This is a genomic window from Candidatus Phyllobacterium onerii (genome assembly GCF_028331445.1).
Classification (GTDB): Bacteria; Pseudomonadota; Alphaproteobacteria; order Rhizobiales; family Rhizobiaceae; genus Phyllobacterium; species Phyllobacterium onerii.
In genome coordinates this window covers 62,142-87,244 of record NZ_JAQMHX010000014.1, presented here as the reverse complement: position 1 = coordinate 87,244, position 25,103 = coordinate 62,142, and the positions used below count along the sequence as shown (strand labels likewise).

At 58.2% G+C, this 25,103-nt stretch carries 24 protein-coding genes; 11 read left to right on the top strand and 13 right to left on the bottom strand.

The window, feature by feature from the left end:
• Positions 1–83: 83 nt before the first annotated feature.
• The 3 genes from PHA01_RS24190 to PHA01_RS24180 all read right to left on the bottom strand — a co-directional run bounded on the left by PHA01_RS24190 (position 84) and on the right by PHA01_RS24180 (position 4,288).
• On the bottom strand, positions 84–1,532 hold the full coding sequence (locus PHA01_RS24190; RefSeq protein WP_271898843.1) for a cryptochrome/photolyase family protein: 1,449 nt from the start codon (positions 1,530–1,532) through the stop codon (positions 84–86).
• Positions 1,533–1,645: 113 nt separating this feature from the next.
• The gene (locus PHA01_RS24185) at positions 1,646–3,271 is read right to left on the bottom strand and encodes a cisplatin damage response ATP-dependent DNA ligase (protein ID WP_271898842.1); all 1,626 of its coding nucleotides are present in this window, start codon (positions 3,269–3,271) and stop codon (positions 1,646–1,648) included.
• Positions 3,272–4,288 carry a ligase-associated DNA damage response exonuclease gene (locus PHA01_RS24180; protein WP_271898841.1) on the bottom strand — a complete coding sequence of 339 codons (1,017 nt, stop codon included), beginning with the start codon at positions 4,286–4,288 and terminating at the stop codon, positions 3,272–3,274. It lies immediately after the preceding gene.
• Between the two features lie 108 nt (positions 4,289–4,396).
• Here PHA01_RS24180 and PHA01_RS24175 point away from each other — a divergent pair, with 108 nt between their 5' ends.
• Together PHA01_RS24175 and pdeM are read left to right on the top strand one after the other, a co-directional pair.
• A complete protein-coding gene (locus tag PHA01_RS24175; RefSeq protein WP_271898840.1) occupies positions 4,397–6,916 on the top strand; it encodes a ligase-associated DNA damage response DEXH box helicase in 2,520 nt (839 codons plus the stop codon).
• A gap of 17 nt (positions 6,917–6,933) precedes the next feature.
• On the top strand, positions 6,934–7,629 hold the full coding sequence (gene pdeM / locus PHA01_RS24170; protein ID WP_417021030.1) for a ligase-associated DNA damage response endonuclease PdeM: 696 nt from the start codon (positions 6,934–6,936) through the stop codon (positions 7,627–7,629).
• Between the two features lie 16 nt (positions 7,630–7,645).
• Here pdeM and PHA01_RS24165 read toward each other — a convergent pair whose 3' ends face one another.
• Entirely contained in the window at positions 7,646–8,107 is a 462-nt protein-coding gene (locus PHA01_RS24165; protein ID WP_271898838.1) for an Lrp/AsnC family transcriptional regulator, read from the bottom strand.
• A 121-nt stretch (positions 8,108–8,228) separates the two neighbouring features.
• Here PHA01_RS24165 and hppD point away from each other — a divergent pair, with 121 nt between their 5' ends.
• Genes hppD through PHA01_RS24150 form a run of 3 tightly spaced genes read left to right on the top strand, consistent with a single transcriptional unit; the run spans position 8,229 to position 10,004 of the window.
• Positions 8,229–9,341 (top strand): 4-hydroxyphenylpyruvate dioxygenase, encoded by a 1,113-nt coding sequence (gene hppD, locus PHA01_RS24160; protein ID WP_271898870.1) that lies wholly within the window; start codon positions 8,229–8,231, stop codon positions 9,339–9,341.
• Positions 9,342–9,399: 58 nt separating this feature from the next.
• The gene (locus PHA01_RS24155; RefSeq protein ID WP_183662915.1) at positions 9,400–9,630 is read left to right on the top strand and encodes a type II toxin-antitoxin system Phd/YefM family antitoxin; all 231 of its coding nucleotides are present in this window, start codon (positions 9,400–9,402) and stop codon (positions 9,628–9,630) included.
• A complete protein-coding gene (locus tag PHA01_RS24150) occupies positions 9,627–10,004 on the top strand; it encodes a type II toxin-antitoxin system VapC family toxin (protein ID WP_271898837.1) in 378 nt (125 codons plus the stop codon). Before PHA01_RS24155 ends, PHA01_RS24150 begins: the two co-directional genes overlap by 4 nt.
• A 10-nt stretch (positions 10,005–10,014) precedes the next feature.
• On the opposite strand, the gene maiA is transcribed toward PHA01_RS24150, so the two are convergent.
• The 3 genes from maiA to hmgA are packed head-to-tail and all read right to left on the bottom strand — an operon-like array spanning position 10,015 to position 13,003.
• The gene (maiA, locus tag PHA01_RS24145) at positions 10,015–10,659 is read right to left on the bottom strand and encodes a maleylacetoacetate isomerase (RefSeq protein WP_271898836.1); all 645 of its coding nucleotides are present in this window, start codon (positions 10,657–10,659) and stop codon (positions 10,015–10,017) included.
• Positions 10,656–11,675 carry a fumarylacetoacetate hydrolase family protein gene (locus PHA01_RS24140; RefSeq protein ID WP_271898835.1) on the bottom strand — a complete coding sequence of 340 codons (1,020 nt, stop codon included), beginning with the start codon at positions 11,673–11,675 and terminating at the stop codon, positions 10,656–10,658. The genes maiA and PHA01_RS24140 overlap by 4 nt, the downstream gene beginning before the upstream one ends.
• On the bottom strand, positions 11,672–13,003 hold the full coding sequence (hmgA, locus tag PHA01_RS24135) for a homogentisate 1,2-dioxygenase (RefSeq protein ID WP_271898834.1): 1,332 nt from the start codon (positions 13,001–13,003) through the stop codon (positions 11,672–11,674). Before hmgA ends, PHA01_RS24140 begins: the two co-directional genes overlap by 4 nt.
• Positions 13,004–13,081: 78 nt before the next feature.
• On the opposite strand from hmgA, the gene PHA01_RS24130 reads away from it, so the two are divergent.
• The 3 genes from PHA01_RS24130 (at position 13,082) to PHA01_RS24120 (ending at position 14,271) form a co-directional block, all read left to right on the top strand.
• Entirely contained in the window at positions 13,082–13,534 is a 453-nt protein-coding gene (locus tag PHA01_RS24130; protein ID WP_271898833.1) for a MarR family winged helix-turn-helix transcriptional regulator, read from the top strand.
• 75 nt (positions 13,535–13,609) lie between these two features.
• Positions 13,610–13,837 (top strand): CopG family transcriptional regulator, encoded by a 228-nt coding sequence (locus tag PHA01_RS24125; RefSeq protein ID WP_271898832.1) that lies wholly within the window; start codon positions 13,610–13,612, stop codon positions 13,835–13,837.
• A complete protein-coding gene (locus PHA01_RS24120) occupies positions 13,837–14,271 on the top strand; it encodes a TA system VapC family ribonuclease toxin (RefSeq protein WP_224506559.1) in 435 nt (144 codons plus the stop codon). The genes PHA01_RS24125 and PHA01_RS24120 overlap by 1 nt, the downstream gene beginning before the upstream one ends.
• A 9-nt stretch (positions 14,272–14,280) precedes the next feature.
• Here PHA01_RS24120 and PHA01_RS24115 read toward each other — a convergent pair whose 3' ends face one another.
• From PHA01_RS24115 to PHA01_RS24105, 3 genes are all read right to left on the bottom strand, one after another.
• The gene (locus tag PHA01_RS24115; RefSeq protein ID WP_224506560.1) at positions 14,281–15,042 is read right to left on the bottom strand and encodes an ABC transporter permease; all 762 of its coding nucleotides are present in this window, start codon (positions 15,040–15,042) and stop codon (positions 14,281–14,283) included.
• Entirely contained in the window at positions 15,039–15,965 is a 927-nt protein-coding gene (locus PHA01_RS24110; protein WP_224506561.1) for an ABC transporter ATP-binding protein, read from the bottom strand. Before PHA01_RS24110 ends, PHA01_RS24115 begins: the two co-directional genes overlap by 4 nt.
• A 201-nt stretch (positions 15,966–16,166) precedes the next feature.
• On the bottom strand, positions 16,167–17,387 hold the full coding sequence (locus PHA01_RS24105) for an MFS transporter (RefSeq protein ID WP_224506563.1): 1,221 nt from the start codon (positions 17,385–17,387) through the stop codon (positions 16,167–16,169).
• 128 nt (positions 17,388–17,515) lie between these two features.
• Between PHA01_RS24105 and PHA01_RS24100 the strand changes: the two genes are divergently transcribed.
• Positions 17,516–18,343, top strand: a complete 828-nt coding sequence (locus PHA01_RS24100) for an AraC family transcriptional regulator (protein ID WP_224506564.1) — start codon at positions 17,516–17,518, stop codon at positions 18,341–18,343.
• Here the strand turns inward: PHA01_RS24100 and metH are convergent.
• Positions 18,328–22,104: a methionine synthase gene (gene metH, locus PHA01_RS24095; RefSeq protein WP_271898831.1), complete on the bottom strand. Its 3,777-nt coding sequence runs from the start codon at positions 22,102–22,104 to the stop codon at positions 18,328–18,330. The two genes, PHA01_RS24100 and metH, sit on opposite strands and share 16 nt — an antisense overlap.
• 181 nt (positions 22,105–22,285) lie before the next feature.
• Between metH and parS the strand changes: the two genes are divergently transcribed.
• Both parS and PHA01_RS24085 read left to right on the top strand, forming a co-directional pair.
• A complete protein-coding gene (parS, locus tag PHA01_RS24090) occupies positions 22,286–22,723 on the top strand; it encodes a type II RES/Xre toxin-antitoxin system antitoxin (protein WP_224506566.1) in 438 nt (145 codons plus the stop codon).
• 8 nt (positions 22,724–22,731) lie between these two features.
• The gene (locus PHA01_RS24085; protein ID WP_271898830.1) at positions 22,732–23,193 is read left to right on the top strand and encodes an RES family NAD+ phosphorylase; all 462 of its coding nucleotides are present in this window, start codon (positions 22,732–22,734) and stop codon (positions 23,191–23,193) included.
• A gap of 15 nt (positions 23,194–23,208) precedes the next feature.
• Here the strand turns inward: PHA01_RS24085 and PHA01_RS24080 are convergent, their stop codons facing one another.
• Together PHA01_RS24080 and PHA01_RS24075 are read right to left on the bottom strand one after the other, a co-directional pair.
• Positions 23,209–24,000, bottom strand: coding sequence for a heme ABC transporter ATP-binding protein (locus PHA01_RS24080; RefSeq protein WP_271898829.1), 792 nt, complete (start codon positions 23,998–24,000; stop codon positions 23,209–23,211).
• 2 nt (positions 24,001–24,002) lie between these two features.
• Positions 24,003–25,100, bottom strand: a complete 1,098-nt coding sequence (locus PHA01_RS24075) for a FecCD family ABC transporter permease (RefSeq protein ID WP_271898869.1) — start codon at positions 25,098–25,100, stop codon at positions 24,003–24,005.
• Between the last annotated feature and the right edge of the window lie 3 nt (positions 25,101–25,103).

The following is a 25,103-nucleotide window of genomic DNA, read 5'->3' as shown; positions in this document are numbered from 1 at the left end:
CGCCTTTTTCCGGCGTTTTTCGAAGGAAATGCGGCATAGCCTGGTGTGGACGGCAAATTCTCCGGATTATGTGGAAAACCGGGCTACCGGGTCTTTTCGAACGCCGCCAGGGCCTGCTTTCGGGCGCGCTGATGGTCGACAATGGGCTCTGGATAGGTTTTGCCGAGGTCGACCTTTGCCTTTTTAAGGGTGTCTTCGGGCGCAGTCCAAGGCTGGTGAAGGTACTTGTCCGGTAGTGCGGCGAGCTCCGGCACGAATTCGCGCACGTAGTCGCCCTTCGGGTCGAATTTTTCGCCCTGCAGAACAGGATTGAAAATGCGGAAATAAGGTGCCGCGTCCGCGCCGGAACCAGCTACCCATTGCCAGCTCGCAGCGTTGTTCGCCGCGTCCGCATCGACGAGCGTATCCCAAAACCACCCTTCCCCGCTCCGCCAATCGATGAGCAGATGCTTGATCAGGAACGAGGCAACGATCATGCGCACGCGGTTATGCATCCAGCCGGTCTGCCACAGCTGCCGCATGCCGGCGTCGACAATCGGATAACCGGTCATGCCGTGTTTCCAGACACTGAGATGGTCTGGCCGGTTTTCCCAGGGAAAAGCATCAAAAGCGGTGTTGTAGTTTTCCGATCCCAGTTTCGGGTTGTTGCACAGGAGATGATAGGAAAACTCGCGCCATCCAATTTCCTGGCGAAACTTCGAGGCCCCCGCGCGCGCTTCATCATGTATCGGGGTCTTCGTCGCCTGCCATATCTGGAAGGGCGTGATCTCACCGTGGGCGAGGTGTGGCGACAGGCGTGACGTCGCTTCTATATCCGGCCTGTCGCGATCCTCAGGATAGTCCCCGATCTTGTCATTGAGGAAAGTGTGCAGCCGATCGAGGGCGCCTTGCTCGCCAGGGGTCCAGATCTCGGCAAATCCTTTACTCCAGTCCGGATGCTTCGGCAGCAGGACCCAATCGTCGAGCTTGTCGGAAGTCGGCCCGTGAGGCCAACGCTTCAGCGCGCGCGGCGGCGGCAACGGGTCTCGCGGATCGGGCATGGAATTCAGCGCGCGCCAGAAGGGCGTGTAGACCCGATAACGCCCGCCGGACGCCGTCTTGAGCGCAGACGGTTCGTGCAGGATGTGGCCCTCGAAGCTCTTCGATGCAATGGCTTGGTGTGAGAGTTGCGCCTGCAGCGCCTCATCAATTTTGGCGCCGGGCGGGTCGTAGCGGCGGTTCCATACAATCATATCCGCGCCCGTCTCCTTGATCAGCGTGCCGATGACCTCCTCGGTCCGGCCGCGTTTGAGCACGAGCGGAGCACCGAGCGCCTGCAGTGAAAAGTCCAGCGCGGTCAGCGAATGGTGCAGCCACCAGCGGCGGGCACCGCCGGTGGGACGGCTGTTGCCGCTAACCCTCTCGTCAAGCAAAAATACCGGAATGACCGGTTTCCCGCTATCCGATGCGGTAGAAAGCGCGCGATTGTCACCGAGCCGCAGATCGTGACGGAACAGGACAATGACGGGCTTCTCGACGTCGGAACCGCTCATCTGACAGCTGCATACCCCTGCAGAATGACCATCACACCTCAACCCTTATCGCGTTCTCGCCATGTTGACCATCGGCAACGCGCGGGCACGACGACATGTTCCACATGCGGATTTCAATCCATGGTTTCTGAATCGCGCAGGAGGGCTTCAAGCGTTTCCAGTCGGTCGGCTTCTATGGGCGGCTTGTCCCAGCGCAGGCGTGAAATGCGCGGAAACCGCATCGCGACACCGGATTTGTGGCGCTTGGAGCGGTTGAGGCCTTCGAATGCCACCTCAAGTACAAGGCCGTGTTCGGGTTCGGCGCGGACGGAGCGCACGGGGCCGAAACGCTCGGTGGTGTTGTTGCGCACGAAGGCGTCGAGCTGTTTCAGCTCTTCATCGGTAAATCCGAAATAGGCCTTGCCGACCGGCACCAGATGCGGCTCGCTTTCCGGTCCTGTCCAGACGGCAAAGGTATAATCCGAATAATAGCTCGAACGCTTGCCATGGCCGCGCTGCGCATAGACGAGCACAGCATCGATGATGAACGGATCGCGCTTCCATTTGAACCACGGACCCTTTGGCCTGCCGGGGACATAAGCTGATGAGCGCTGCTTCAGCATCAGCCCTTCGATGATCGGATGCGGCGGGTTCTTGCGCAGTTCGACGAGGTCGTCGAAGCTCTCGAAAGGAACCAGTGGTGAAAGATCGAAGCGCGTTGGCTCCAGGTGTTTGACGAAGGCTTCGAGGCGGGTGCGACGCTCGTCAAATGGAAATGCGCGGATGTCCTCCTTGCCGTCAAAAAGCAGATCGTAGAGCCGGACAAAGGCTGGATGGCTTTCAAGCTGCTTGGCCGAGACGATCTTGCGGTTAAGACGCTGCTGGAGGTCGCCGAAAGCGCCGATCTCGATAGCGGTATCGACGCTGCGCGCGACGAGCAATTCACCGTCGAGCGTGCCTTCGAAACTCATGAAATCGGCAATGTCGGGAAAGGCATGGGAGATGTCGTCGCCGGTGCGCGAATAGATACGCCGCGCTCCGCCTTCCGCCGTCAACTGCACGCGAATGCCGTCCCACTTCCATTCGGCGACGTAATCATCCGAATTGATTCTGGCATAGTCCGGCTCTTCGAGGGGCGTCGACAGCATGACCGGGCGGAACGGTGCAGCGGCAAGGCTTTCCGGTTTGTCGGCAGTCTTCTCCAGCCAGGCGAACAGCGGTTGGTAGGGCGGCTTCAGCCCATGCCACAGTTCTTCGATCTCCGTGACATCGATTTCGCCGAATTGCGCCAGCGCCTGCTTGGCAAGCCTAGCCGAAACTCCGATGCGCATGCCGCCGGTGACAAGCTTCAGCAGCGCATAGCGGGCGGAGGCGTCGAGCTGATCCAGCCATTTCTCGACAAGCCTTAACGCGTCGCTGCGCGAGGCATGTTCCAGAGAAGTGACGACATCGCCGAGCGTCGGCACGGCATTGGCGCGGACGGGTTCGTCCGTTGACCAGACCAGCGAAATGGTTTCGGCGAGATCCCCGACGTAGTCATAGGAATAGGCAAAAAGCTGCTCGTCCATGCGCTCGGCGATCAAGGCGCGGATCATCGCGGGCTTGACATTGGCGATGTTGAGATCGCCGGTGATGGCGGCAAGCGCGAGGCCACGATCCGGATCAGGCGTATCGCGGAAATAGTCGACAAGCAGCGTCAGCTTGCCGTTGCGCGCGGGGGTGAGGACCAGCCGGTCGAGGAGCTCGGCGAATTCCTCCATTCAATCGCCCTCGTCTTCGTAGCCAACGAGGTGCAAGGGCCGCGCGGCGAAATCGTTCAGTTCGCACCAGCGCACCAACGCTTCCTCGCGTCCGTGGGTGACCCAGACCTCGCGCGGTCCAAGCTCGGTGATCGTGCCGGTCAACTCGTCCCAGTCGCAATGGTCGGAAAGAATGATCGGCAGTTCGACACCGCCCTGGCGTGCTCGCTGGCGAATTCGCACCCAGCCCGAGGCAAAGCACGAGACCGGATCGGGAAAACGCAGCGCCCAGCGATCGAGAAAGGCCGAGGGCGGCCCGATGACAATGGCGCCGGCGAAATCCTGCACGCTGCCCTTCTCGGTGGTCGCCGGTGCCAGAGATCCAAGATCGATGCCTTGCGACTGGTAGTAGTTGCATAGCTTCTCAAGGGCGCCGTGGATATAGATCGTCCTGTCATAGCCGGCATCGCGCAGCATGCGGATGACCCGCTGCGCCTTGCCAAGCGCATAGGCGCCGACGAGATGGGAGCGCTCTGGGAACTGCTCGACGGATTTGAGCAGCTTGGAGATTTCGTCGCGGCTGTCGGGATGGCGGAAGACCGGCAGTGCGAAGGTCGCCTCTGTGATGAAGACATCGCAGGCGACGGGCTCGAAACCGAGGCAGGTCGGATCGGCTCGGCGCTTGTAATCGCCGGAGGCGACGATGCGCATGCCATCTTTTTCGACGGCGATCTGCGCCGAACCGAGCACATGGCCGGCCGGGTGAAAACTCACGCTGACACCATTGACTTCTAGGGATTTGCCAAGCTCTGCAGCCTGTGTTTCGCCGGCGAAATTTGCGCCGTAGCGCAAGCCCATGATGTCGAGCGTCTGCTGCGTCGCCATCACCTTGCGGTGACCGGAGCGGGCATGATCGGAATGGCCATGGGTGATCAATGCCCGCTCGACGGGACGAACCGGATCGATATGGAAATCACCGGCCGGGGAATAGAGGCCGGCAGGCGTCGAACACAGCAGAGCTTCGGGACGTTTCAGCACGGCATTCCTCGATTTTACGACCTAACGAACATAGGCCGCATTTGGCTCCGTACAATCCTGACAAACAATGTCTTGGCGCTTTGAGTCCGTACAACTACATTTGCTGCAGTGAGCATCAGCAAATCACCCCTGGCCGAAATCGGCACCCCTCTTCTGCCGCCGTCCTTCCTGAATTGGTTTCAGGCGAAGGGCTGGTCGCCGCGCGCCCATCAACTTGCCTTGGTGCAGGAATCACAAGATGGGAATTCGACGCTCCTGATTGCACCGACAGGCGCGGGCAAGACGCTGGCCGGATTTCTGCCGGCGCTGGTCGACCTGGCGCAGCGCGGCAAGAGCGATGCGTCGAGCCGCGGCATCCATACGCTGTATATCTCGCCGCTGAAGGCGCTGGCTGTCGATATCCATCGCAACCTGGAAAAACCCATCTCGGAGATGGGCCTCGATATCTCGCTCGAGACGCGCACCGGCGATACGCCGGCCTATAAACGGCAACGGCAGAAACTGGCGCCGCCGGACATATTGCTGACGACGCCCGAGCAGCTGGCACTTCTGATCGCGGCCAAGGATGCCGGGCGCTTCTTCGAGGATCTGCGCTATGTGATCTTCGATGAGTTGCATTCCCTCGTTACGTCCAAACGGGGCCACCTCTTGTCGCTCGGGCTGGCGCGGCTGCGGCGCTTGCAACCCGGCGTGCAAACGATAGGACTTTCCGCCACGGTCGCCGACCCGGATGGGTTGCGGCGCTGGCTTCTGCCGCAAACTGGCGGTGCACCAATGGCCAGTCTTGTCACCGTGGAGGGCGGCGCAAAACCGCACATCACCATTCTCGAATCGGACGATCACGTGCCGTGGGCCGGGCATTCGGCTGTCTATGCGCTGCCTGGCATCTACGATGCGATCAAGCGGCATGGCACGACGCTGATCTTCGTCAACACCCGCAGCCAGGCGGAGCGGCTGTTTCATGATCTGTGGATGGCGAACGACGACAATATGCCGATTGCGCTGCATCACGGCTCGCTCGATGTTGGCAAGCGGCGCAAGGTGGAGCAGGCCATGGCGGCCAATGCCTTGCGGGCGGTGGTCGCGACATCGACGCTCGATCTCGGCATCGACTGGGGCGATGTCGATCTCGTCATTCATGTCGGGGCACCCAAGGGCGCAAGCCGCCTCGCGCAGCGCATCGGCCGTTCGAACCATCGCATGGACGAACCCTCGCGCGCGATCCTCGTTCCGGCCAATCGCTTCGAGGTGATGGAATGTCAGGCGGCGCTGGACGCCAATTATATCGGTGCGCAGGATACCCCACCGCTGGGTGACGGTTCGCTCGATGTACTGGCGCAGCACGTGCTCGGCATGGCCTGCGCCGAGCCGTTCCGCGCAGACGATCTCTACGCTGAAGTCACCACCGCCCTGCCCTACGCGGCGCTGCCTCGTGAAACCTTCGATCGCATCGTCGATTTCGTCGCGACTGGCGGGTATGCGCTGAAAAGCTATGAACGCTTCGCCAAGATCAAGCAGACCGCGGATGGCACCTGGCGTGTGACCCACCCGCACTTTGCCCAGCAGTACAGGTTGAATGTCGGCACCATTATCGAGGCGCCAAGCCTCAATGTCCGGCTCACCCGCCAGCGGGGGAAAGGCGCAAACGTGAGAGGCGGACCAGTGCTCGGCAAGGTGGAGGAGCATTTTATCGAAGCACTGAGCCCGGGTGAGACATTCTTCTTTTCCGGACGCGTACTACGTTTCGAAGGCATTCGCGAGAATGAATGCATCGTCACCAATGCGGAAGGGTTCGATGCCAAAATACCATCCTATGCGGGCGGCAAGTTTCCTCTGACCACTTATCTCGCCGATCAGGTTCGCGGTATATTGGCTGATCCCGCCCGTTGGGGCGCCTTGCCTGACCAGGTCAGCGACTGGCTGCGTATCCAGAAGGAAAAATCCGTGCTGCCGCAGCCGGGCAGTCTGCTTGTCGAAACCTTCCCGCGTGGCGAGCGGTCTTACATGGTGATATATCCGTTCGAGGGTAGGCTGGCACATCAGACGCTGGGCATGCTGCTCACCCGCCGGCTGGAACGCGCCAAGGCGCGGCCGCTCGGCTTTATCGCCACCGACTATGCCGTATCGATCTGGGGTCTGCGCGACATGGGGCGGATGTTCAAAAATGGCGAATTGCCGCTTTCGGAGCTCTTCGACGAGGACATGCTCGGTGACGATCTCGAAACATGGCTGTCGGAGAGTTTCATGCTGAAGCGCACTTTTCGCAATTGCGCGCTTATCTCCGGCTTGGTTGAAAAACGTCATCCCGGACAGGAAAAATCCGGACGACAGGTGACCGTTTCCACCGACCTGATCTACGACGTGCTGCGTGAGCACGAGCCCGATCACATCCTCATTAAGGCGACGCGCGCCGATGCCGCAACAGGTCTTCTCGACATTCGGCGTCTGAGCGATATGCTAAGCCGAATCAAGGGTCATATCGTTCACAAGAACCTCGACCAGATCTCGCCTTTTGCCGTTCCCGTGATGATGGAGATAGGCAAGGAACGTGTCCCCGGTGAAGCGCATGAGACGCTTCTGGAAGAGATCGCCGACGAACTGACCCGGGAAATGATGGATCATAAATGACGCCGGTGTTTCAGACGATCAAGACAGCCTTGCATGGTGCAGCCGAAGTGACTGTCGCCGGGCACAGCGGCGTTTGCGATCCGTCGGGTGCACTTTATCTCGAAAGTGACCGCATCCTCGTTGTCTCGGACCTGCATTTTGAAAAGGGCTCGTCATTTGCCCGGCGCGGCATGCTGCTGCCGCCATACGACACGGCGACGACGCTTGCCGCGCTTGCGAAGATAATCGCGCGCTACAACCCGACCTGCGTGATAAGCCTCGGCGACAGTTTTCACGATGGTCAAGCGGCAGCGCGCCTGCCCGCACTCTATGCGGCGGAACTCGCCGCATTGATGGCTGGGCGCGAATGGATCTGGATCACCGGCAATCATGACCCGGAACATCCGGCGGATTTGCCGGGCGAGACATTCACAGAGCTGGCACTCGGCAATCTGGTCTTCCGCCACGAGCCGTCGAAATCTCCTTTCGCGGGCGAGATAGCAGGACATTTGCACCCGGCGGCAAAGGTGGTGCGGCGCGGGCAGGCGGTGCAGCGCCGCTGCTTCGTCAGCGACCGCTCGCGCATGATCATGCCGGCTTTCGGCGCTTATACCGGCGGGTTGAACATTCTCGGCCGTGCCTTTCATGGATTGTTCGACGCGCAAACAATTACCGCCTATATGCTCGGCCATGCCCGGGTCTATCCGATGGTGAGGAAGGCGCTGTTTCTCTAGGGCTTCTAAGGCATCCTCATATCGGCAAGCGGCCGTCCTCCTTCAGCGTATCGAGCACGATGGCGGTTTTGACATGCTGGACGGATTCATGCGGTAGCAGAACCTCGTTGACGAAAGTCGAAAGTCCGCGCAGGTCCGGTGTCACCACTTTGATGAAATAATCCATCTCGCCAGTCAGAGCATGGGCTTCCATGACCTGAGGCAGTTTCGAGATGAGTTCTGAAAAGCGTTGCGCGTTGTCCCGGTTGTGCGTCGCCAGTGTTACAGAGATGATGTTGACGATACCGAGGCCAAGCTTTTCCCGGTCGATCTCCGCGCGGTAGCCGCGAATATATCCTTCTTCTTCCAACCGCGATCGCCGGCGCGAACATTGCGATGGCGAGAGGTTGATGCGCTCGGAAAGCTCGTTGTTGGTCAGCCTCCCATCTTCCTGCAGGCAAGTGAGAATTTTGCGGTCAGATGGATCAAGTTGCTGCATATGTGCATCCTTTGCAATATTTTTGCACGGAACATGCAAAATATACGCCTATCGAGCGTCTAAATGCAAGCACATTGCAGGCGGTTTACGCGATAATGGCGGCTACCGCATGGAGGATGATATGGGCCCGTTTCCGCACGACGCACCGAAAGCCACGATCAGCAAGGATAACCCCGCTGGAACAGACGGGTTCGAATTCGTTGAATTCTCTCATCCGGAGCCGGAGAAACTGGAAGAGCTGTTTGCGCGCATGGGTTATGTGCCTGTGGCCCGCCACAAGACCAAGAACATCGCCGTCTGGCGCCAGGGCGACATCAATTACATTCTCAATGCCGAGCCGGGTTCCCATGCGACGAAGTTCGTCGACAAGCATGGCCCTTGCGCCCCTTCCATGGCCTGGCGGGTAGTCGATGCCAAGCACGCCTACAACCATGCGGTTGCCAAGGGCGCGACACCCTATAAGGGCGACGACAAGACACTCGATGTTCCGGCGATCGTCGGTATCGGCGGATCGCTGCTGTATTTCATCGAAACCTATGGCGACAAGGGCTCGGTCTACGATGCGGAGTTCGAATGGCTGGGCGAGCGCGATCCAAAGCCGGAAGGTGTCGGTTTCTATTATCTCGACCACCTCACCCACAATGTCTATCGCGGCAACATGGACAAATGGTGGGCGTTCTATCGCGAACTCTTCGGTTTCAAGCAGATCCATTTCTTCGATATTGCCGGCAAATTTACCGGTCTGGTTTCGCGCGCGATCACCTCGCCTTGCGGCAAGATCCGCATCCCGCTGAATGAATCGACCGACGACAAAAGTCAGATCGAGGAATATTTGCGCAAGTATAAGGGCGAAGGGATCCAGCACATCGCCGTCGGGACGGAGGCGATCTTTGACGCGACCGACAAAGTCGCCGATAACGGGTTGAAGTTCATGCCCGGACCGCCAGAGACCTATTATGAGAAATCGCATGACCGTGTAAACGGCCATGATGAGCCGATCGAGCGGATGAAGAAGCACGGCATTCTCATCGACGGAGAAGGCGTTGTCGATGGCGGTATGACGAAGATCTTGCTGCAGATTTTCTCAAAGGCGGTAATCGGACCGATTTTCTTCGAGTTCATCCAGCGCAAGGGGGACGAAGGCTTTGGCGAAGGCAATTTTCGCGCTTTGTTCGAGTCGATCGAGGAGGATCAGATTCGCCGTGGCGTGATAAAAATCGCAGCGGCGGAGTAGTTCGACGGTTGTATTCGACTCAATTATGACCTAAATTATGGTCATAAGGAGTTTTGCTGTGAACATCTCTATCGCTGAAGCCAAAGCGAAATTTTCTGAACTGATTACCCGCGCGCAGTCGGGCGAGGAGATCGTGCTCACACGACATGGCAAAGCTGTTGCCACGATTTCCCCCTTGTCTGATCCGCATAAAAAGCCTGGTAGTTTGATAGGCGCAATGAAGGGGCAGATAGAAATATCCGATGATTTCGATAAACTTGGTCCCGAGTGGGACGAGTATGTGAAGTGAGCCGTCCGCTCTATCTTATCGATACGCACGTATTGCTGTGGGCCGTCAGTGATGATCCCAGACTTTCCATACGGCAGAGGGAAATACTGCATCAAGGTGAAGACCTCATTGTGAGCGCTGTGTCTATATGGGAGATCGCCATCAAGCGAGCGTTGGGTAAGCTTTTCCTGAACGGCGATATCGTCGATGCAGTGAAATCGCGTAATATTCCATTTCTCTCAGTCAATGAACGACATGCTGCGCGTACGGAACACCTCGGCGATCACCATCGAGATCCATTTGATCGGCTCCTCATTGCTCAGGCGCAGGTCGAGAATCTCACGATCCTGACATCGGATACGATATTTCGTCAGTATGACGTTATGGTACTCTGACCCTGCATCTTCAGAGGTCCTGTTTTACCTTGTCCGGATGCGCCGCTGCGAAGGCGTCGATAGCCCTGCACCGTTTGACGATTGCGCTTATGCGTTTGAAGCCGCTCGTTTTAACACCCCAGCGTTTGGCATTGTAAACTTGGGGAACGAGACAGAAATCTGCCATGCCGGGCGTGTTGCCGTGGCAGAATTTTCCCGTATCCGGATGGTGCAGCATCGCCTCGAATGCGGAAAGGCCCTCGGCGATAAACTTGCGCATCCAGGCGATGCGGACCTTGTCGCCACCTTCAGTCAAAAACAAGATGTGGGCCATCACACCCATGTTACAGACCGGATGGGTCTCCATGGCTATGGCATAGGAAAGTGCCCTCACCCGCTGCCGTCCTGCCGGTTCCTGCGGCAGGAAACCTGCGTCCAGATAGATCTCATCAAGATATTCGATGATCGCCAGTGACTGGGTCATCATCCGCCCGTCCATGGCGAGCGTTGGAACGAGACCTTGCGGGTTACGGCTGAGATTGTCGGCACCCTTGTGTTCGTCCTTGAGGAGATTGACCGGCACGGTTTCATATTCGAGACGGAGACGATTGAGCGCGATACGCACCCGATAGCTGGCGGATGAGCGCCAGTAGTCGTAAAGGACGATGCCGTTCATGCTTCACGCCCGTAATTGATCACCTGCTGCTCGATGGCGCCGAAGATCGAATGACCATAAGGGTCCTTCATCTCGATCCGCACAAGATCACCGAAACGCAGGAATGGCGTCTGCGGAGCGCCTTCCCGGATGGTCTCGATCATGCGGATTTCTGCTATGCAGGAATAGCCCGCCCCGTCCTCCTCGACGGGCTGGCCCGGTCCACCGTCGAGCTTGTTGGAGACCGTGCCGGAGCCGACGATCGTACCCGCACCAAGCGGCCGCGTCCTGGCGGCATGGGCGATCAGCGTCGGAAAATCGAAGGTCATGTCGATACCGGCATTGGCGCGGCCGAACGGCCTGCCGTTGAGGTCGACATGCAATGGCAGGTGCACCTTGTTGCCGTCCCAGGCTTCGCCCAGTTCATCGGGGGTCACGGCAACGGGCGAAAACGCCGATGATGGTTTGGACTGGAAAAACCCGAAACCTTTCGCGAGTTCCGCGGGGATAAGCCCGCGCAGGCTGACATCATTGACCAGCATGACAAGGCGGATTGCATCACGTGCCTCGTCGACACTCGCACCCATTGGCACGTCCTCGACAACGACGGCGACCTCCCCTTCCATGTCAATGCCATAGGCCTCGTCGGCCATGCGGATCGGTTCGCGGGGTCCGAGGAAACTGTCGGAGCCGCCTTGATAGATCAGAGGATCGGTCCAGAAGCTCTCTGGCATCTCGGCGCCGCGCGCCTTGCGCACCAGTTCGACGTGATTGACATAGGCCGAACCATCCGCCCATTGATAGGCGCGCGGCAATGGCGCCATTGCCTCATGTTCGTGGAAGCGGCCGATGGGGACCGCACCAAGCTCAAGACTTTTGCCAAGGGCTTCCAGATGCGGTGCTATACGCGCCCAATCGTCGAGCGCCGATTGCAGGGTCGGCGCGAGAAACGAAGCGTCGGTATAGCGCGTCAGGTCGCGCGACACGAGGACGAGCTTGCCGTCGCGGGTACCGTTGTCCAGGGAGGCGAGCTTCATTTGGTATTGTTCTCCTCTGGCCAGTCGCCTTCGGGCGTTCCATTGAACCGCTTCTTCAGGTCTTTCCAGCAATCGGCGTAATTGTCCTGCAGCGATTCGAGTTCTGCGGCAAAGCGGGTCAGATGTTGCGGGAAACGCGTCTCGAACATGAACGCCAGAGTGTTCTCAAGGCGTTGCGGCTTGAGCTCCACAGTCGAAGCCTTGTTGAATCCCATCGCGTCGGGTCCATGTGCCAGCATCATGTTGTGCAGGCTCATGCCGCCTGGCACGAACCCCTCCTCCTTGGCGTCGTACTGACCATATACCAGTCCCATGAATTCCGACATGATGTTGCGGTGGTACCAGGGCGGGCGGAAACTGTGTTCTGCCACCAGCCAACGCGGCGGGAAAATCACGAAATCAACGTTGGCCGTACCCTCTTCGCCGGAGGGTGCGGTGAGTACGGTGAAGATCGATGGGTCCGGGTGATCGAACAGGATGGCGCCGACGGGTGAGAACGTGCGCAAATCATATTTGTATGGTGAATAATTGCCGTGCCATGCAACGACATCGAGCGGCGAATGATCGAGCATGGTTTCATAGAACTTGCCGCACCATTTCACATGCAGACGGCACGGCGTTTCCTTTTCCTCGAAGGCGGCAACGGGCGTTTTGAAATCGCGCGGATTGGCCAGGCAATTGGCGCCGATCGGGCCGCGATCCGGCAATGAGAATTTCGCGCCGTAATTCTCGCAGATATAGCCTCGTGCCTCACCGTCAAGGGCGGCAACCTTGAACATCATGCCGCGCGGGATGACGCAGATCTCCGAAGGTTCGATCTCGATGATGCCCATTTCGGTGAAAATACGGAGCCTTCCCTTTTCCGGCACCAAAAGCATTTCGCCATCGGCATCGAATAAATAGTCGTCTTCCATATTGCGGTTGAATGCATAGACATGCGCTGCCATCCCTGCCTGGCCATGGACATCGCCGGCCGTGGTCATGGTCCGGATGCCATCGATGAAACTCGTTGGCTGCTGCGGCATCGGCGTCGGATTCCAGCGCAACTGGCCGATCGGCAATTTATGATCATCGAGGTTGGGCGCGGTCTTCCAATGTTCGCGCTTCGATGGTGTGAACCGGCCGCTGTGCTTGACCGAAGGTCTGATACGATACAGCCAGGAACGTTCATTGATGCCGCGCGGTGCGGTGAAGGGAGAGCCGGACAGTTGTTCGGCATAGAGCCCGTAAGCGCAACGTTGGGGCGAGTTCTGCCCCTGCGGAAGAGCGCCAGGCAGAGACTCCGTTTCGAAATCATTGCCGAAGCCAGGCATGTAGTTGAGGGTCATGATCGTACCTCCCGATATTAGTTGCAAGTGTGACGATCTATTTTGTAACTATCAACCGCAAAGGGAGATTTCGCTGAAATGGAAAATGAGACGCCCGAAACACCGCCGCTGGTTCTGGAGGACTTCATCCCCTACCGGCTGAACAAGGCGGCGGAGGCGGTCAGCCAGCGCTTCGCCAGCATCTATCGTGATCGATACGGATTGACGCGGCCTGAATGGCGCACGCTGGCGACGCTTGGCCAATTCGGTATTTTGACGGCCACTGCAATCGGCGCGCATTCCTCCATGCACAAGACCAAGGTTTCGAGGGCGGTGTTCACGCTGGAAAAGCGCCGATGGCTAAGTCGCAAGCGTGATGACATCGACCGGCGCATCGAGAATCTGGAACTCACACCCGCAGGGCGGAAGGTCTATGCCGATCTGGCCAAGGTCGCGCATGCCTTCGAGGCGGAACTTCTGTCAAACCTCGGCTCAAAAGGCGAGAAGGAGCTCAACGCCGGACTGGCTGCGTTGGAAGCCTATTTTGGATAGAGATATCATTGATATTGTCTCAGGAACACTCCATATTGATGCGTGATGTTTGATGCGCGATGTTTGGAGATTGAAATGCGAACGACTTTAGCTATTGATGACGACGTGCTTGCGGCAGCCAAAGGCTTGGCCGAACATCAAAACAAGACAATCGGCGAGGTCATATCAATGCTTGCCCGGAAATCTCTACAGGCGCCAGTTGCCAGCATAAGCGAGCGCAACGGCGTACCACTGCTTACTGTAAAGGATGGCACTCCGGTCACTATGGAATTCGTCAATCAGTTGCGCGATGAACTGCCCTGATGGCATTTTTGCTCGACGTCAATGTCTTGATCGCATTATTTGATCCAGTACATATTCATCACGTTTCCGCCCACAACTGGTTCGCAGAGATTGGTCAGTCCGCTTGGGCCACCTGCCCCCTTACGGAGAATGGCGTCATTCGCATTATCGGAGACCCGCGCTACCGGAATTCCCCCGGTTCTCCAGCCGCGATTGCGTCGTCGTTGGCAATTTTTACGTCCAGGCCCGGCCATGAGTTCTGGGCGGACAGTATCAGCCTTATGAGGTCAAAACTGATCGACCCGTCGAGGCTGCTAATTTCGAGTCAGATTACAGACACCTACCTTCTTGCACTTGCGAGGTCCAATGAAGGCCAGTTGGCAACTTTTGACCGGCGCCTGGTGACTGACGCTGTGCCCGGTGGAAAAGATAACCTTCACCTGATCGAATTGTGACTCTGCACACTAACTCTTCAATCTATACCCCGTCGTGAAGATCCAGCGCAGGATGAGAATGCATGCGATGAGGAACAGCGCCGTCATGGCGAGGCTGGTGCCGATGTGCACGTCTGACAGGCCAAAGAAGCTCCAGCGGAAACCGCTGATCAGGTACACGACCGGGTTGAACAGCGTCACTTTTTGCCAGAAGGGCGGCAGCATTTCGATGGAGTAGAAACTGCCTCCGAGGAAGGTCAGCGGTGTGATGATCATCAACGGGACGAGCTGTAGCTTTTCGAAGCCGTCGGCCCAGATGCCGATGATGAAGCCGAACATGCTGAATGTAACTGCAGTCAGCACCAGGAAGAGCAGCATGACGAAGGGATGCTCAATCCGCAGCGGAACGAAGAGGGCGGCCGTGGCCAGAATGATGACGCCAAGAATGATGGATTTGGTCGCTGCGGCCCCGACATAGGCGACGACGATCTCCAGATAGGACACGGGTGCCGATAAAAGCTCGTAGATCGTGCCAACGAACTTCGGAAAATAAATGCCGAAGGAAGCGTTCGAGATGCTCTGCGTCAACAGCGAAAGCATGATCAGGCCCGGCACGATGAACGCGCCATAGCTGACCCCGCTGATTTCAGGAATGCGTCCGCCGATGGCCGAGCCGAAGACGACGAAATAGAGGCTCGTGGAAACGACCGGCGAAATGACGCTCTGCATGATCGTGCGCCATGTGCGGTGCATCTCGAACAGATAGATAGCCTTGATGGCATAGAGGTTCATTTGCGTTCCCTCACGAGATTCACGAAGATTTCTTCCAACGAACTTTCACGCGTCTGGATATCCTTGAAACGGACACCAGCCTTGTCGAGATCTTTCAGCAAGGCTGTAATCCCGGTGCGTTCTTTCTGCGTGTCATAGTGGTAGATGAGCTCGCAGCCGTCGGACGAAAGCTCAAGCTCATATTGGGCTAACGCCTCCGGTACCTCGTCACGTTTTTCCTGGAGAAACAGCCGCAATTGCTTCCTGCCGAGCGAGCGCATCAATTCAGCCTTCTCCTCGACCAGAATGATTTCGCCGTGGCTGATGACGCCGATGCGATCGGCCATCTGCTGGGCTTCCTCGATATAATGCGTGGTCAGGATGATGGTGACACCTGACTCGCGCAACGCCCGCACGACATTCCACATGTCGCGCCGAAGCTCGACGTCGACCCCGGCCGTAGGCTCATCCAGAAACAAGATCTCCGGTTCGTGCGACAGAGCTTTTGCGATCATCACCCGGCGCTTCATGCCGCCGGACAGTGTCATGAGCTTCGAATCCTTTTTGTCCCACAACGAGAGTTCTTTCAGGATCTTTTCGATATGCGCCGGCTTGGCCGGCTTGCCGAAGAGACCGCGACTGAAACTGACCGTATTCCAGACCGTCTCGAAGGCGTCGGTCGTCAGTTCCTGTGGCACGAGGCCGATCTTGCTGCGGGCGGCGCGATATTCCTTGATGATATCGTGGCCATCGGCGAGGATTGTTCCCGACGTCGGATTGACGATGCCGCAAATTGTCGAGATCAACGTGGTCTTGCCGGCGCCGTTTGGACCGAGCAGCGCGAAGATCTCGCCATGGCGAATGTCGAGATTGATATTCTTCAGCGCTTCGAAACCGGTTGAATAGGTTTTGTAAAGGCTGGAGACAGAGATAGCTGAGGACATGAATTTACCTGGAAAGGAATTTCGGTCTGGACGTATCTGGCGGAACAATCTTGAAGCGCGGGCGCGCCGTTGAGAATGGTGTTCCTTATATGGGGTTAGATATCGTTTTTCAAACCGGCATTCCTGACAATGACGTCAGCAGCGTTGATAAAAGGGAACTAGCCAAAGAAAAACCCGGCAGCGAGACCGGGCTTTTGTTGTTCAGGCCGTTGCTGGCTCGCCTCGGACTTCCCGCATACTCGGCAGGAAGATCGTCAGCAATCCAAGGAATGGCAGGTAGGAACAGATCATATAGACATAATCGATGCCCTTGGCGTCGGCGACGAAGCCGAGCACCGCCGCGGCAATGCCGGCCATTCCGAAGGCAAAGCCAAAGAAGATGCCGGCGATCATGCCGACCCGGCCGGGTACCAGCTCCTGGGCAAAAACCACAATCGCGGGAAAGGCGGACGAGAGGATGAAGCCGATGAAAACCGTGAGCACACCCGTCCAGAGCAGATTGGCGTAGGGCATCATCAACGTGAATGGCAGGACGCCAAGAATCGAGAACCAGATGACGGCCTTGGTGCCGATCTTGTCGCCGATGGGGCCGCCAAGAATAGTCCCGACAGCAGCAGCACCGAGGAACAGGAACAGCATCATCTGCGATTGCTGCACCGAAATGCCGAATTTGTGGATGACGTAGAACGTGTAATAGCTGGAGATACTGGCAAGGTAGATGTTCTTGGTGAAGACCAGCAGCGTCAGGATCAGCAACGATGTAATGACCTTTTTGCGTGGCAGCTTCAGAACACGGCTGGCGGCCGGCTTGTTGGCGTTGGCGAGGCGATAGCGCTGGTACCAGTTGCCGACCTGATAAAGGATGATCATGCCGATCAGGGCGGCAGCGGAGAACCAGGCAATGCTTTGCTGGCCGCGCGGCAGAACGATGAAGGCCGCAAGCAAAGGCCCGAGTGCCGTGCCGAAATTGCCGCCGACCTGAAAGAACGACTGTGCCAGACCATGGCGCCCGCCCGAGGCGAGACGGGCCACACGCGAGGATTCCGGGTGGAAGATCGACGAACCGATGCCGATGAAAGCAGCGCCGGCGAGCAACATGACATAATGCGTGGCGATGGAAAGCAAGCCGAGCCCGACCAGCGAAAAAGCCATGCCGACAGGCAGCGAATAGGGCATCGGTCGCTTGTCGGTATAGGTGCCGACGATCGGCTGCAGCAGCGAGGCAGTGACCTGGAATGTCAGCGTCAGAAAACCGATCTGCTTGAAGTTGAGGCCATAATTCTGTTTGAGCATCGGATAGATAGCTGCAAGCAGCGACTGCATCATGTCATTGAGAAAATGGCAGAAGCTGACGGCGAAAATGATGGCGAAGACAGTTGTTTCAGCGGAAGATCGCTGAGCAGGCAAGGCAGTATCGGTCATGGTGTGCGTCCATCGAAGAAAGAGGGCGCACCGCCCAAGCGGTCACCCTTCCTGCGCAACTGATATACCTGTTGCGCGCATCCTGCTTTCGTGGTTTGGTCCAGTTCTTTCGAGTGTGGGCCAAAACAATGCGCTATCAGACATTTGCTGCCCGGAACGCTGCCGGTCTGCGGCTTGAGGAGCTGCACAAGGTGCGGCTGGACTGGCTTGAGCAAGCCGAGGGCGACGTTTTTGCGTTGGCGACGGTTTATCCGTCGGGATTTCATATTCCCGACCATCATCACAGCCAATCGCAACTCCTGCATGCCATCAGCGGCGTTGCCATGGTGACGACCAAGTTTGGCCGCTGGATGGTGCCGCCACATCATGCATTGTGGCTGCCGGCAGGTACGGAGCATGCGGTGGACATGCTCGGCGATGTCTCGATGCATTCAATCTACGTGCGACCGGACGCCGTGGCGGGGTTGAAACGGCATTTGCACGTGGTTGGGCTGACGCCCTTGATGGACAACCTGATCCGTGAGGCAGTGGCGGCACCTGCCGACGTGCACGCCGATCCACGGACAACATTTGTCATGGGGTTGCTGCTGCATGAAATCCCCAACCTTCCGGAACGGCCACTCGGCCTGCCATTCCCGGAAGACCGGCGGCTGGCGGCACTGTGCCGCGGGTTTCTTGAGGACCCCTCGCCCCACACAAATATCGATAATTGGGCGGATCGGCTCGGAATGAGCCGGCGTACTTTCACGCGGACATTTCGGCGCGAAACCGGCCTCAGCCTCTCAACATGGCGCCAGCAGGCTTGTCTTTTGTCAGCGCTGCCCCGCCTGACAAAGGGTGAGCCAGTGACCAGCGTTGCACTCGACCTTGGCTATAACAGCGTGCCGGCGTTCACCACCATGTTCAAGCGCATGCTCGGCGCCCCGCCCCGGCATTACCTTCATTCGGCGGCCTGAACCCTTGGTGCAGGTACGTAGTTGAGGATCGGCCCGAGCCAGCGCTCGACCTGTTCGACCGGCATTTGCTTGCGTTCCGAATAATCTTCCACCTGATCGCGCTCGACTTTGGCGACGCCGAAATAATAGCTTTCCGGATGGGCGATGTAGATGCCCGAAACAGATGAGCCCGGCCACATGGCAAAGCTCTCGGTCAGGCGAACGTTGATCCTGGCTTCTGCGTCAAGAATGCGGAATAGCGTCTCTTTCTCGGTGTGGTCGGGCTGCGCAGGATAACCTGGCGCAGGGCGGATACCGCGATAAGGTTCACCGATGAGTTCCTCCGGCGCAAGATCTTCGCCGGGTGCATAACCCCAGAATTCCTTGCGCACGCGCTCATGCATCAATTCGGCAAAGGCTTCGGCAAAACGGTCCGCCAGTGCCTTGACGAGGATGGAGGAATAATCGTCGTTGGCACGTTCGAAGCGCTCGGCGATGGCGATTTCCTCGATACCAGCGGTGACAACGAAAGCGCCCATATAGTCCTGAACGCCGCTGTCGATAGGCGCTACGAAATCGCCCAGTGCCACGTTCGGCCTCCCATCGCGTTTCGACAGTTGCTGGCGCAGGGTGTAGAAGGTCGCGAGCTCTTCCTTCCGCTCCTCATGGGCGAAGACGCGAATGTCGTCGCCCGTCGCTCCTGCTGGCCACAGGCCGATGACAGCTTTTGGATTGAACCACTTCTCCGCGATGATCTTCTTCAGCATCGCCTGGGCATCATCGAACAATTGCCGGGCAGCTTCGCCCTGCTTCTCGTCTTCGAGAATGGCAGGATAGCGGCCTTTCAGCTCCCAAGTCTGGAAGAATGGCGTCCAGTCGATATAGCGGGCGATCTCCGCAAGATCATAGTTCTCGAAGACGCGCGTCCCGATGAAACTCGGCTTGGTGGGTTCATACGAGGTCCAGTCGACCTTGTGCGCATTCGCACGGGCCCTGGCCAGTGGCAGGCGCTGCTTGTCGGCCTCGTTGCGCGCATGCGCATCCGCGACCTTGATATATTCGGCCTCGATCGCTTCGACGTAACCCGGCTTGGTTTCCTTCGACAGAAGATTGGACACAACACCCACCGCGCGGCTCGCATCGGTGACATAGATCGTCTGTCCCTTATTGTAGCGCGGGTTGATCTTGACAGCCGTATGCACACGGCTGGTCGTTGCACCGCCGATCAGCAGCGGAATGTCGAAACCCTCGCGCTCCATCTCCGAGGCCACATGGACCATCTCGTCGAGGGACGGCGTGATCAGGCCGGAGAGGCCGATAATATCGACATTCTGTTCGCGAGCCGTCTGCAGGATCTTGGTTGCAGGCACCATGACGCCGAGATCGATGATCTCGTAATTGTTGCAGGCCAGGACCACACCGACGATGTTCTTGCCGATATCGTGGACGTCACCCTTGACGGTTGCCATCAATACCTTGCCGGCGCTCTCACGCTCCCCTGTGCCGCCATTGGCAAGCTTTTCCGCCTCCATGTAGGGCAATAGCAGCGCCACGGCCTGTTTCATGACGCGCGCAGATTTCACCACCTGTGGCAGGAACATCTTGCCCGCGCCGAACAGATCGCCGACGACATTCATGCCGGCCATCAACGGCCCTTCGATCACGTGCAGCGGGCGCTCAGCCTCCTTGCGCGCCTCTTCGGTATCGACATCGATGAATTCGGTAATGCCGTTGACCAATGCATGCTCGATGCGTTTTGCGACGCTCCATTCGCGCCAGGCGAGATCGCGTTCGCGCGCTTCCTTGCCGGCAGAACCCTTGTAGCGCTCGGCGAGATCAAGCAGCCGCTCGGTAGCGTCATCGCGGCGATTGAGCACCACGTCTTCGCAGGCTTCACGCAGTTCCGGATCGATCGACTCATAGACCGCGAGCTGGCCCGCATTGACGATGCCCATGTCCATGCCGACCTGGATGGCATGGTAGAGAAACACCGCATGCATCGCCTCACGCACCGGTTCATTGCCGCGGAACGAGAAGGAGAGATTTGAAATGCCGCCGGAAATATGCACGTGCGGCAGGGTGTCGACGATCTGCTTCGTCGCTTCGATGAAGGCGACGCCATAGCCATTGTGCTCTTCGATACCGGTGGCAACAGCAAAGACATTCGGATCGAAGATGATGTCTTCCGGCGGGAAGCCTGCGTCCTTGGTCAGGAGTTCATAGGCGCGTGTACAGATCGCAACTTTCCGCTCCAGCGTATCGGCCTGTCCGTCCGTGTCGAAGGCCATGACGACGACGGCGGCACCATAGGCGCGCACTTTTTTGGCATGGTCGAGGAAGGCCTGTTCACCTTCCTTCATCGAGATCGAGTTGACCAGCGGCTTGCCTTGCACGCACTTCAGGCCTGCTTCGATGACGTCCCACTTCGAACTGTCGATCATCACCGGAACGCGGGCGATATCGGGTTCTGCCGCGATGAGGTTCAAGAATTCGACCATGGCCTTTTCACTGTCGATCAGGCCTTCGTCCATGTTGATGTCGATGATCTGTGCGCCGTTCGCCACCTGATCGCGCGCGACATCCAACGCCGTGGCGAAATCGCCGGCAGTGATGAGCTTGCGGAACTTCGCGGAGCCGGTGATGTTGGTGCGCTCACCGACGTTGACGAAGGGAATATCCTTGGTCAGCGTGAAGGGTTCGAGGCCCGACAGGCGCATATGCGTTTCCGTCTCGGGGATCTCGCGCGGCTTGTATTTGCTGACTGCTTCGGCAATCGCCTTGATATGCTCCGGGGTCGAACCGCAGCAGCCGCCCACGATATTGAGCAGGCCCTCGCTGGCGAAACCCTCGAGCTGCGCTGCCATCGCTTCCGGGCTCTCATCGTATTGGCCGAATTCGTTGGGCAGGCCCGCATTGGGATAGGCGCAGACGAACGTATCCGCGACGCTGGAAATCTCGGCAAGATGCGCGCGCATGGCATTGGCGCCGAGGGCACAATTCAAGCCGATGGTGAAGGGCTTGGCGTGACGGACCGAATGCCAGAAAGCGGTCGGCGTCTGGCCGGAAAGCGTGCGGCCGGAAAGGTCGGTAATCGTGCCGGAGATCATCACCGGAAGGGTGATCCCCTTTTCTTCAAACACTTCGTTCGTGGCGAAGATTGCTGCCTTGGCGTTGAGCGTATCGAAGATGGTCTCGATGAGGATAATGTCCGCGCCGCCATCGATGAGGCCGCGCACCTGGGTCCCATAGGCGGTGCGCAGGTCGTCGAATGTGACAGCGCGATAGCCGGGGTTGTTGACGTCAGGCGAAATCGATGCCGTACGGTTTGTCGGGCCGAGCGCTCCGGCGACAAACCTGCGGCGGCCATCCGTCTGTTCGGCTTTCAGGGCGGCACGGCGGGCAAGCCGCGCACCATCGCGGTTAAGTTCATACACGACCTCTTCCATGCTGTAGTCAGCCTGGGCGATCGTGGTGGAGGAAAATGTGTTCGTCTCAAGGATATCGGCGCCCGCCATGGCATAGGCGTAGTGAATATCTTCGATAGCTTGTGGCTGCGTCAGGATCAGCAGGTCGTTGTTGCCCTGCAGATGGCAGGAGCAATCTGCAAAACGATCGCCGCGAAAGTCATCTTCGTTGAGGCTAAGGCCTTGAATCTGCGTGCCCATGGCGCCGTCAAGGATCAGTATCCGTTCTTTCGCCGCCTTGGTCAAAGCTGCAAAAACTTCGGAGCCGTCCCGAGGAGAACCCATGGGACCGAATAGATTATCAACCGCAATATTCATAACTCGGTACGCCTCATGATCCATGATCCGGATGAGGGCTAAGGTCACATAAAGATATCTTTATGTCAACAAGTCAATTCTGTTGGCGGCATGATATGTCGCAGTTGCGGTGGTCGCGCGGATTTGTAAAACGGCAATATGCCGTCTATATTGAAGCAAGTTGCCGCAAGGGAGCACGTAGATGTCAAAAGTCATTGTCGAGGAAGTTGCCCGAAAGCTCGGTGGGACGCTGGTGCTCGGGTCTGAAGTTCGTTCGCAGGCGGATCTCGCCATGGCTGTTCGCAATCGCCTGCCTTTGAGTGCTCTCAAAGGCTTGACCCTTGCTGGACTGACCAATCAGGAAATCGAGCAATTCGTTATTCCTCAGCGAACGAGGCGGCACCGCGCCGACAAGAAGCAGCCGCTGACTGTTGACGAGTCCGACAGGACAGTCCGTTTGATGCGTATCCAGACACTGGCTGAAGAAACGTTTGGCGACAAGGAAAAGGCCAACCGCTGGTTGCGTCGAACGCTGGCTGAACTCGGCGGCGAAACGCCGCTTGTGATTGCGCAGACCGAAGCTGGCGCCCGCGTCATCGAAACCATTCTTGGCAAGATCGCCTGGGGTGCAGCCGCCTAGAGGTCCTAATGCGGCTTTGGCGATTATCCGGCAAACAGCATGCGGAGACTTTCGACGGCGGCTATGGACTGTTGTTCGATGGCCGCTGGAACAGCGTTGGCCATGCGGTGACCTATTGTGCGACGTCGCCCGCCCTTTGCGTCCTTGACAAGCTGGTGCATGTCGAAGATCCGACACTTTTGCCGGAGCTCGCTATGGTGACCTATGAGGTGCCGGACAATATTCCTGTCGAGAACATCGCAGTCCAATCTTTGCCATCAGACTGGCGACGGCAGGAGGGCCTGACCCAAGGTATGGGCGATGATTGGCACAAGGCCAAGACATCACCGCTGCTGATGGTGCCGTCAGCGATTGTTCCTATCGCCGGTTCGCCCGATATCAACGTGCTGATCAATCATTCGCATCGATTGGCGGCGGAGATCAAAGTGCTCACATTGGAGCCGTTCACGTTCGACCCGCGACTTTTATAGACGGGCAGCTGGAGTTCACATCACTGCCGACTGCGGCAAGACAAAAGGCACATGTTTGTCGGGCAAGGCGCCAACTTTCAACGCACACTCATAGACACGCAGGATACGGTCGTCCGTAAGGACCTCCGCGGGCGTACCCACGCTATCGATACGGCCCCCGTGCATGACCACGACGCGGTCCGCATACATAGAGGTCAGGTTGAGATCGTGCAGGATCGCGATCACGCCACCGCCACGCGTGGCAAAGGCGTGGGCGATCTGCATGATGATGAGCTGATGCTTGATATCGAGACTGGAGACGGGCTCGTCAAGAAACAGAAAGCGCGGCTGCCCATCCAGAACCGGCTGCCAGACCTGGCACAGAACGCGTGCGAGTTGTACGCGCTGCTGTTCGCCGCCGGAAAGCTCCTGGTAGAAACGACGGCCAAAGCCAGCAAGATCGACGAGTGCCAGCGCTTCATCGGGGAGGTTTTCGGCAACATCATGCGTCGCACCGGAGCGGCCGCTGGTAAGACCGAGCCTGACGATTTCGCGTACGGTGAATGGAAAGGACAGCGAGGTCGATTGCGGCAGGATTGCCCGCATCGCGGCCATCTGCCACGGTTTCAGATGGCCGAGCGGGTGTCCGTTGATCGTTATGCGTCCGGTGAAAGGCAGATCGCCGGAAAGCGCTCGCATCAGCGTCGTCTTGCCTGAACCGTTCGGGCCGACGATGACAGTCAACGCCCCTGCCTGAGCATTGAAACTCGCCTCTTTGATAATGGCCTTGCGTCCAAGCACGACGCTGACGTCGGAAAGGCTGATCATGGTCAAAGATCCACAATGCCGCGGCGACGCAGCAGTATCCATAGGAAGAAAGGCGCACCGACGGCTGCCGTAACGATGCCAATAGGCAATTCCGAAGGGGCGACGATGGTGCGGCTGACTGCGTCCGCCAGCAGCAGCAGGCTCGCGCCCAGGAGTGCCGACGCCGGAAGCAGATAGCGATGGTCCGGTCCTATGACCAGACGGAGCAAATGTGGCACGACAACGCCGACGAAGCCGATGCCACCGCTGACGGCAACCGATGCGCCGGTTGCAGCAGCGACCACAATGATGGCCACGCGCTTGAAACGCTGGACCGGAATGCCAAGGTGGCTTGCGGAGGCTTCACCAAGTGCGAGGGCATTGAGGCCGCGCCCAAGAAAGGGAGAAACCAGCAGCGCCAACACGATGAAGGGACCAGCCGTAGCCATCTTGGCCCAATTGGAACCAGCGAGTGATCCCAGCGTCCAGAATGTCAGATCGCGGAGCTGCCTGTCATCGGCAAGAAATGTCAGGAGGCCTATATACGCCATGGCCATGGCGCCAAGTGCAATACCGGCCAGAAGCATTGTGGCGATGGAGGTTTGTCCGCGCCGCGTGGCAACGGCATAGAGAATGAGCGTGAAAACAAGCGCGCCGATAAAGGCAGCAACCGGCAGGGCGAATAAACTGAAGGTCGCAATGAAGGGTGCCAGCACCGTTCCACCAAGGACAATGACGCTGACGGCTCCAAGTCCCGCACCCGCAGACACGCCGACAATACCGGGATCCGCGAGCGGATTGCGAAACAAGCCCTGCATCACCGCACCGGAGACAGCAAGCGACGCTCCGATCATCGCGCCGAGGATAATGCGCGGCAACCTTATATCCCAGATAATGATGCTGTCGCGCAGGGAGAGGACATTATTGTCACTGCTTGCGCCTCGCACCAAAGCGCTGATAACCGGGATGACCGATGCGTCGGAAGCGCCGGCCGTAAGGCTGAACAGCATCGTCGCCAGCAGAGCCAAACCCAGCAAGACGATGACGCCCTTGGCCAGGAATGAACGGTCGCCTTCCGGACGGGTTTTACCTTGCCCAGACCGAAGAACGGCAGGTCGCATCAA

Coding starts and splice junctions, on each gene's coding strand:
- PHA01_RS24190 (WP_271898843.1), bottom strand. CDS start 1,532: ATGAGCGGTTCCGACGTCGAGAAGCCCGTCATTGTCCTGTTCCGTCAC.
- PHA01_RS24185 (WP_271898842.1), bottom strand. CDS start 3,271: ATGGAGGAATTCGCCGAGCTCCTCGACCGGCTGGTCCTCACCCCCGCG.
- PHA01_RS24165 (WP_271898838.1), bottom strand. CDS start 8,107: ATGCAGCAACTTGATCCATCTGACCGCAAAATTCTCACTTGCCTGCAG.
- hppD (WP_271898870.1), top strand. CDS start 8,229: ATGGGCCCGTTTCCGCACGACGCACCGAAAGCCACGATCAGCAAGGAT.
- maiA (WP_271898836.1), bottom strand. CDS start 10,659: ATGAACGGCATCGTCCTTTACGACTACTGGCGCTCATCCGCCAGCTAT.
- PHA01_RS24140 (WP_271898835.1), bottom strand. CDS start 11,675: ATGAAGCTCGCCTCCCTGGACAACGGTACCCGCGACGGCAAGCTCGTC.
- hmgA (WP_271898834.1), bottom strand. CDS start 13,003: ATGACCCTCAACTACATGCCTGGCTTCGGCAATGATTTCGAAACGGAG.
- PHA01_RS24130 (WP_271898833.1), top strand. CDS start 13,082: ATGGAAAATGAGACGCCCGAAACACCGCCGCTGGTTCTGGAGGACTTC.
- PHA01_RS24125 (WP_271898832.1), top strand. CDS start 13,610: ATGCGAACGACTTTAGCTATTGATGACGACGTGCTTGCGGCAGCCAAA.
- PHA01_RS24120 (WP_224506559.1), top strand. CDS start 13,837: ATGGCATTTTTGCTCGACGTCAATGTCTTGATCGCATTATTTGATCCA.
- PHA01_RS24115 (WP_224506560.1), bottom strand. CDS start 15,042: ATGAACCTCTATGCCATCAAGGCTATCTATCTGTTCGAGATGCACCGC.
- PHA01_RS24110 (WP_224506561.1), bottom strand. CDS start 15,965: ATGTCCTCAGCTATCTCTGTCTCCAGCCTTTACAAAACCTATTCAACC.
- PHA01_RS24105 (WP_224506563.1), bottom strand. CDS start 17,387: ATGACCGATACTGCCTTGCCTGCTCAGCGATCTTCCGCTGAAACAACT.
- PHA01_RS24100 (WP_224506564.1), top strand. CDS start 17,516: ATGCGCTATCAGACATTTGCTGCCCGGAACGCTGCCGGTCTGCGGCTT.
- metH (WP_271898831.1), bottom strand. CDS start 22,104: ATGAATATTGCGGTTGATAATCTATTCGGTCCCATGGGTTCTCCTCGG.
- parS (WP_224506566.1), top strand. CDS start 22,286: ATGTCAAAAGTCATTGTCGAGGAAGTTGCCCGAAAGCTCGGTGGGACG.
- PHA01_RS24085 (WP_271898830.1), top strand. CDS start 22,732: ATGCGGCTTTGGCGATTATCCGGCAAACAGCATGCGGAGACTTTCGAC.
- PHA01_RS24080 (WP_271898829.1), bottom strand. CDS start 24,000: ATGATCAGCCTTTCCGACGTCAGCGTCGTGCTTGGACGCAAGGCCATT.
- PHA01_RS24075 (WP_271898869.1), bottom strand. CDS start 25,100: ATGCGACCTGCCGTTCTTCGGTCTGGGCAAGGTAAAACCCGTCCGGAA.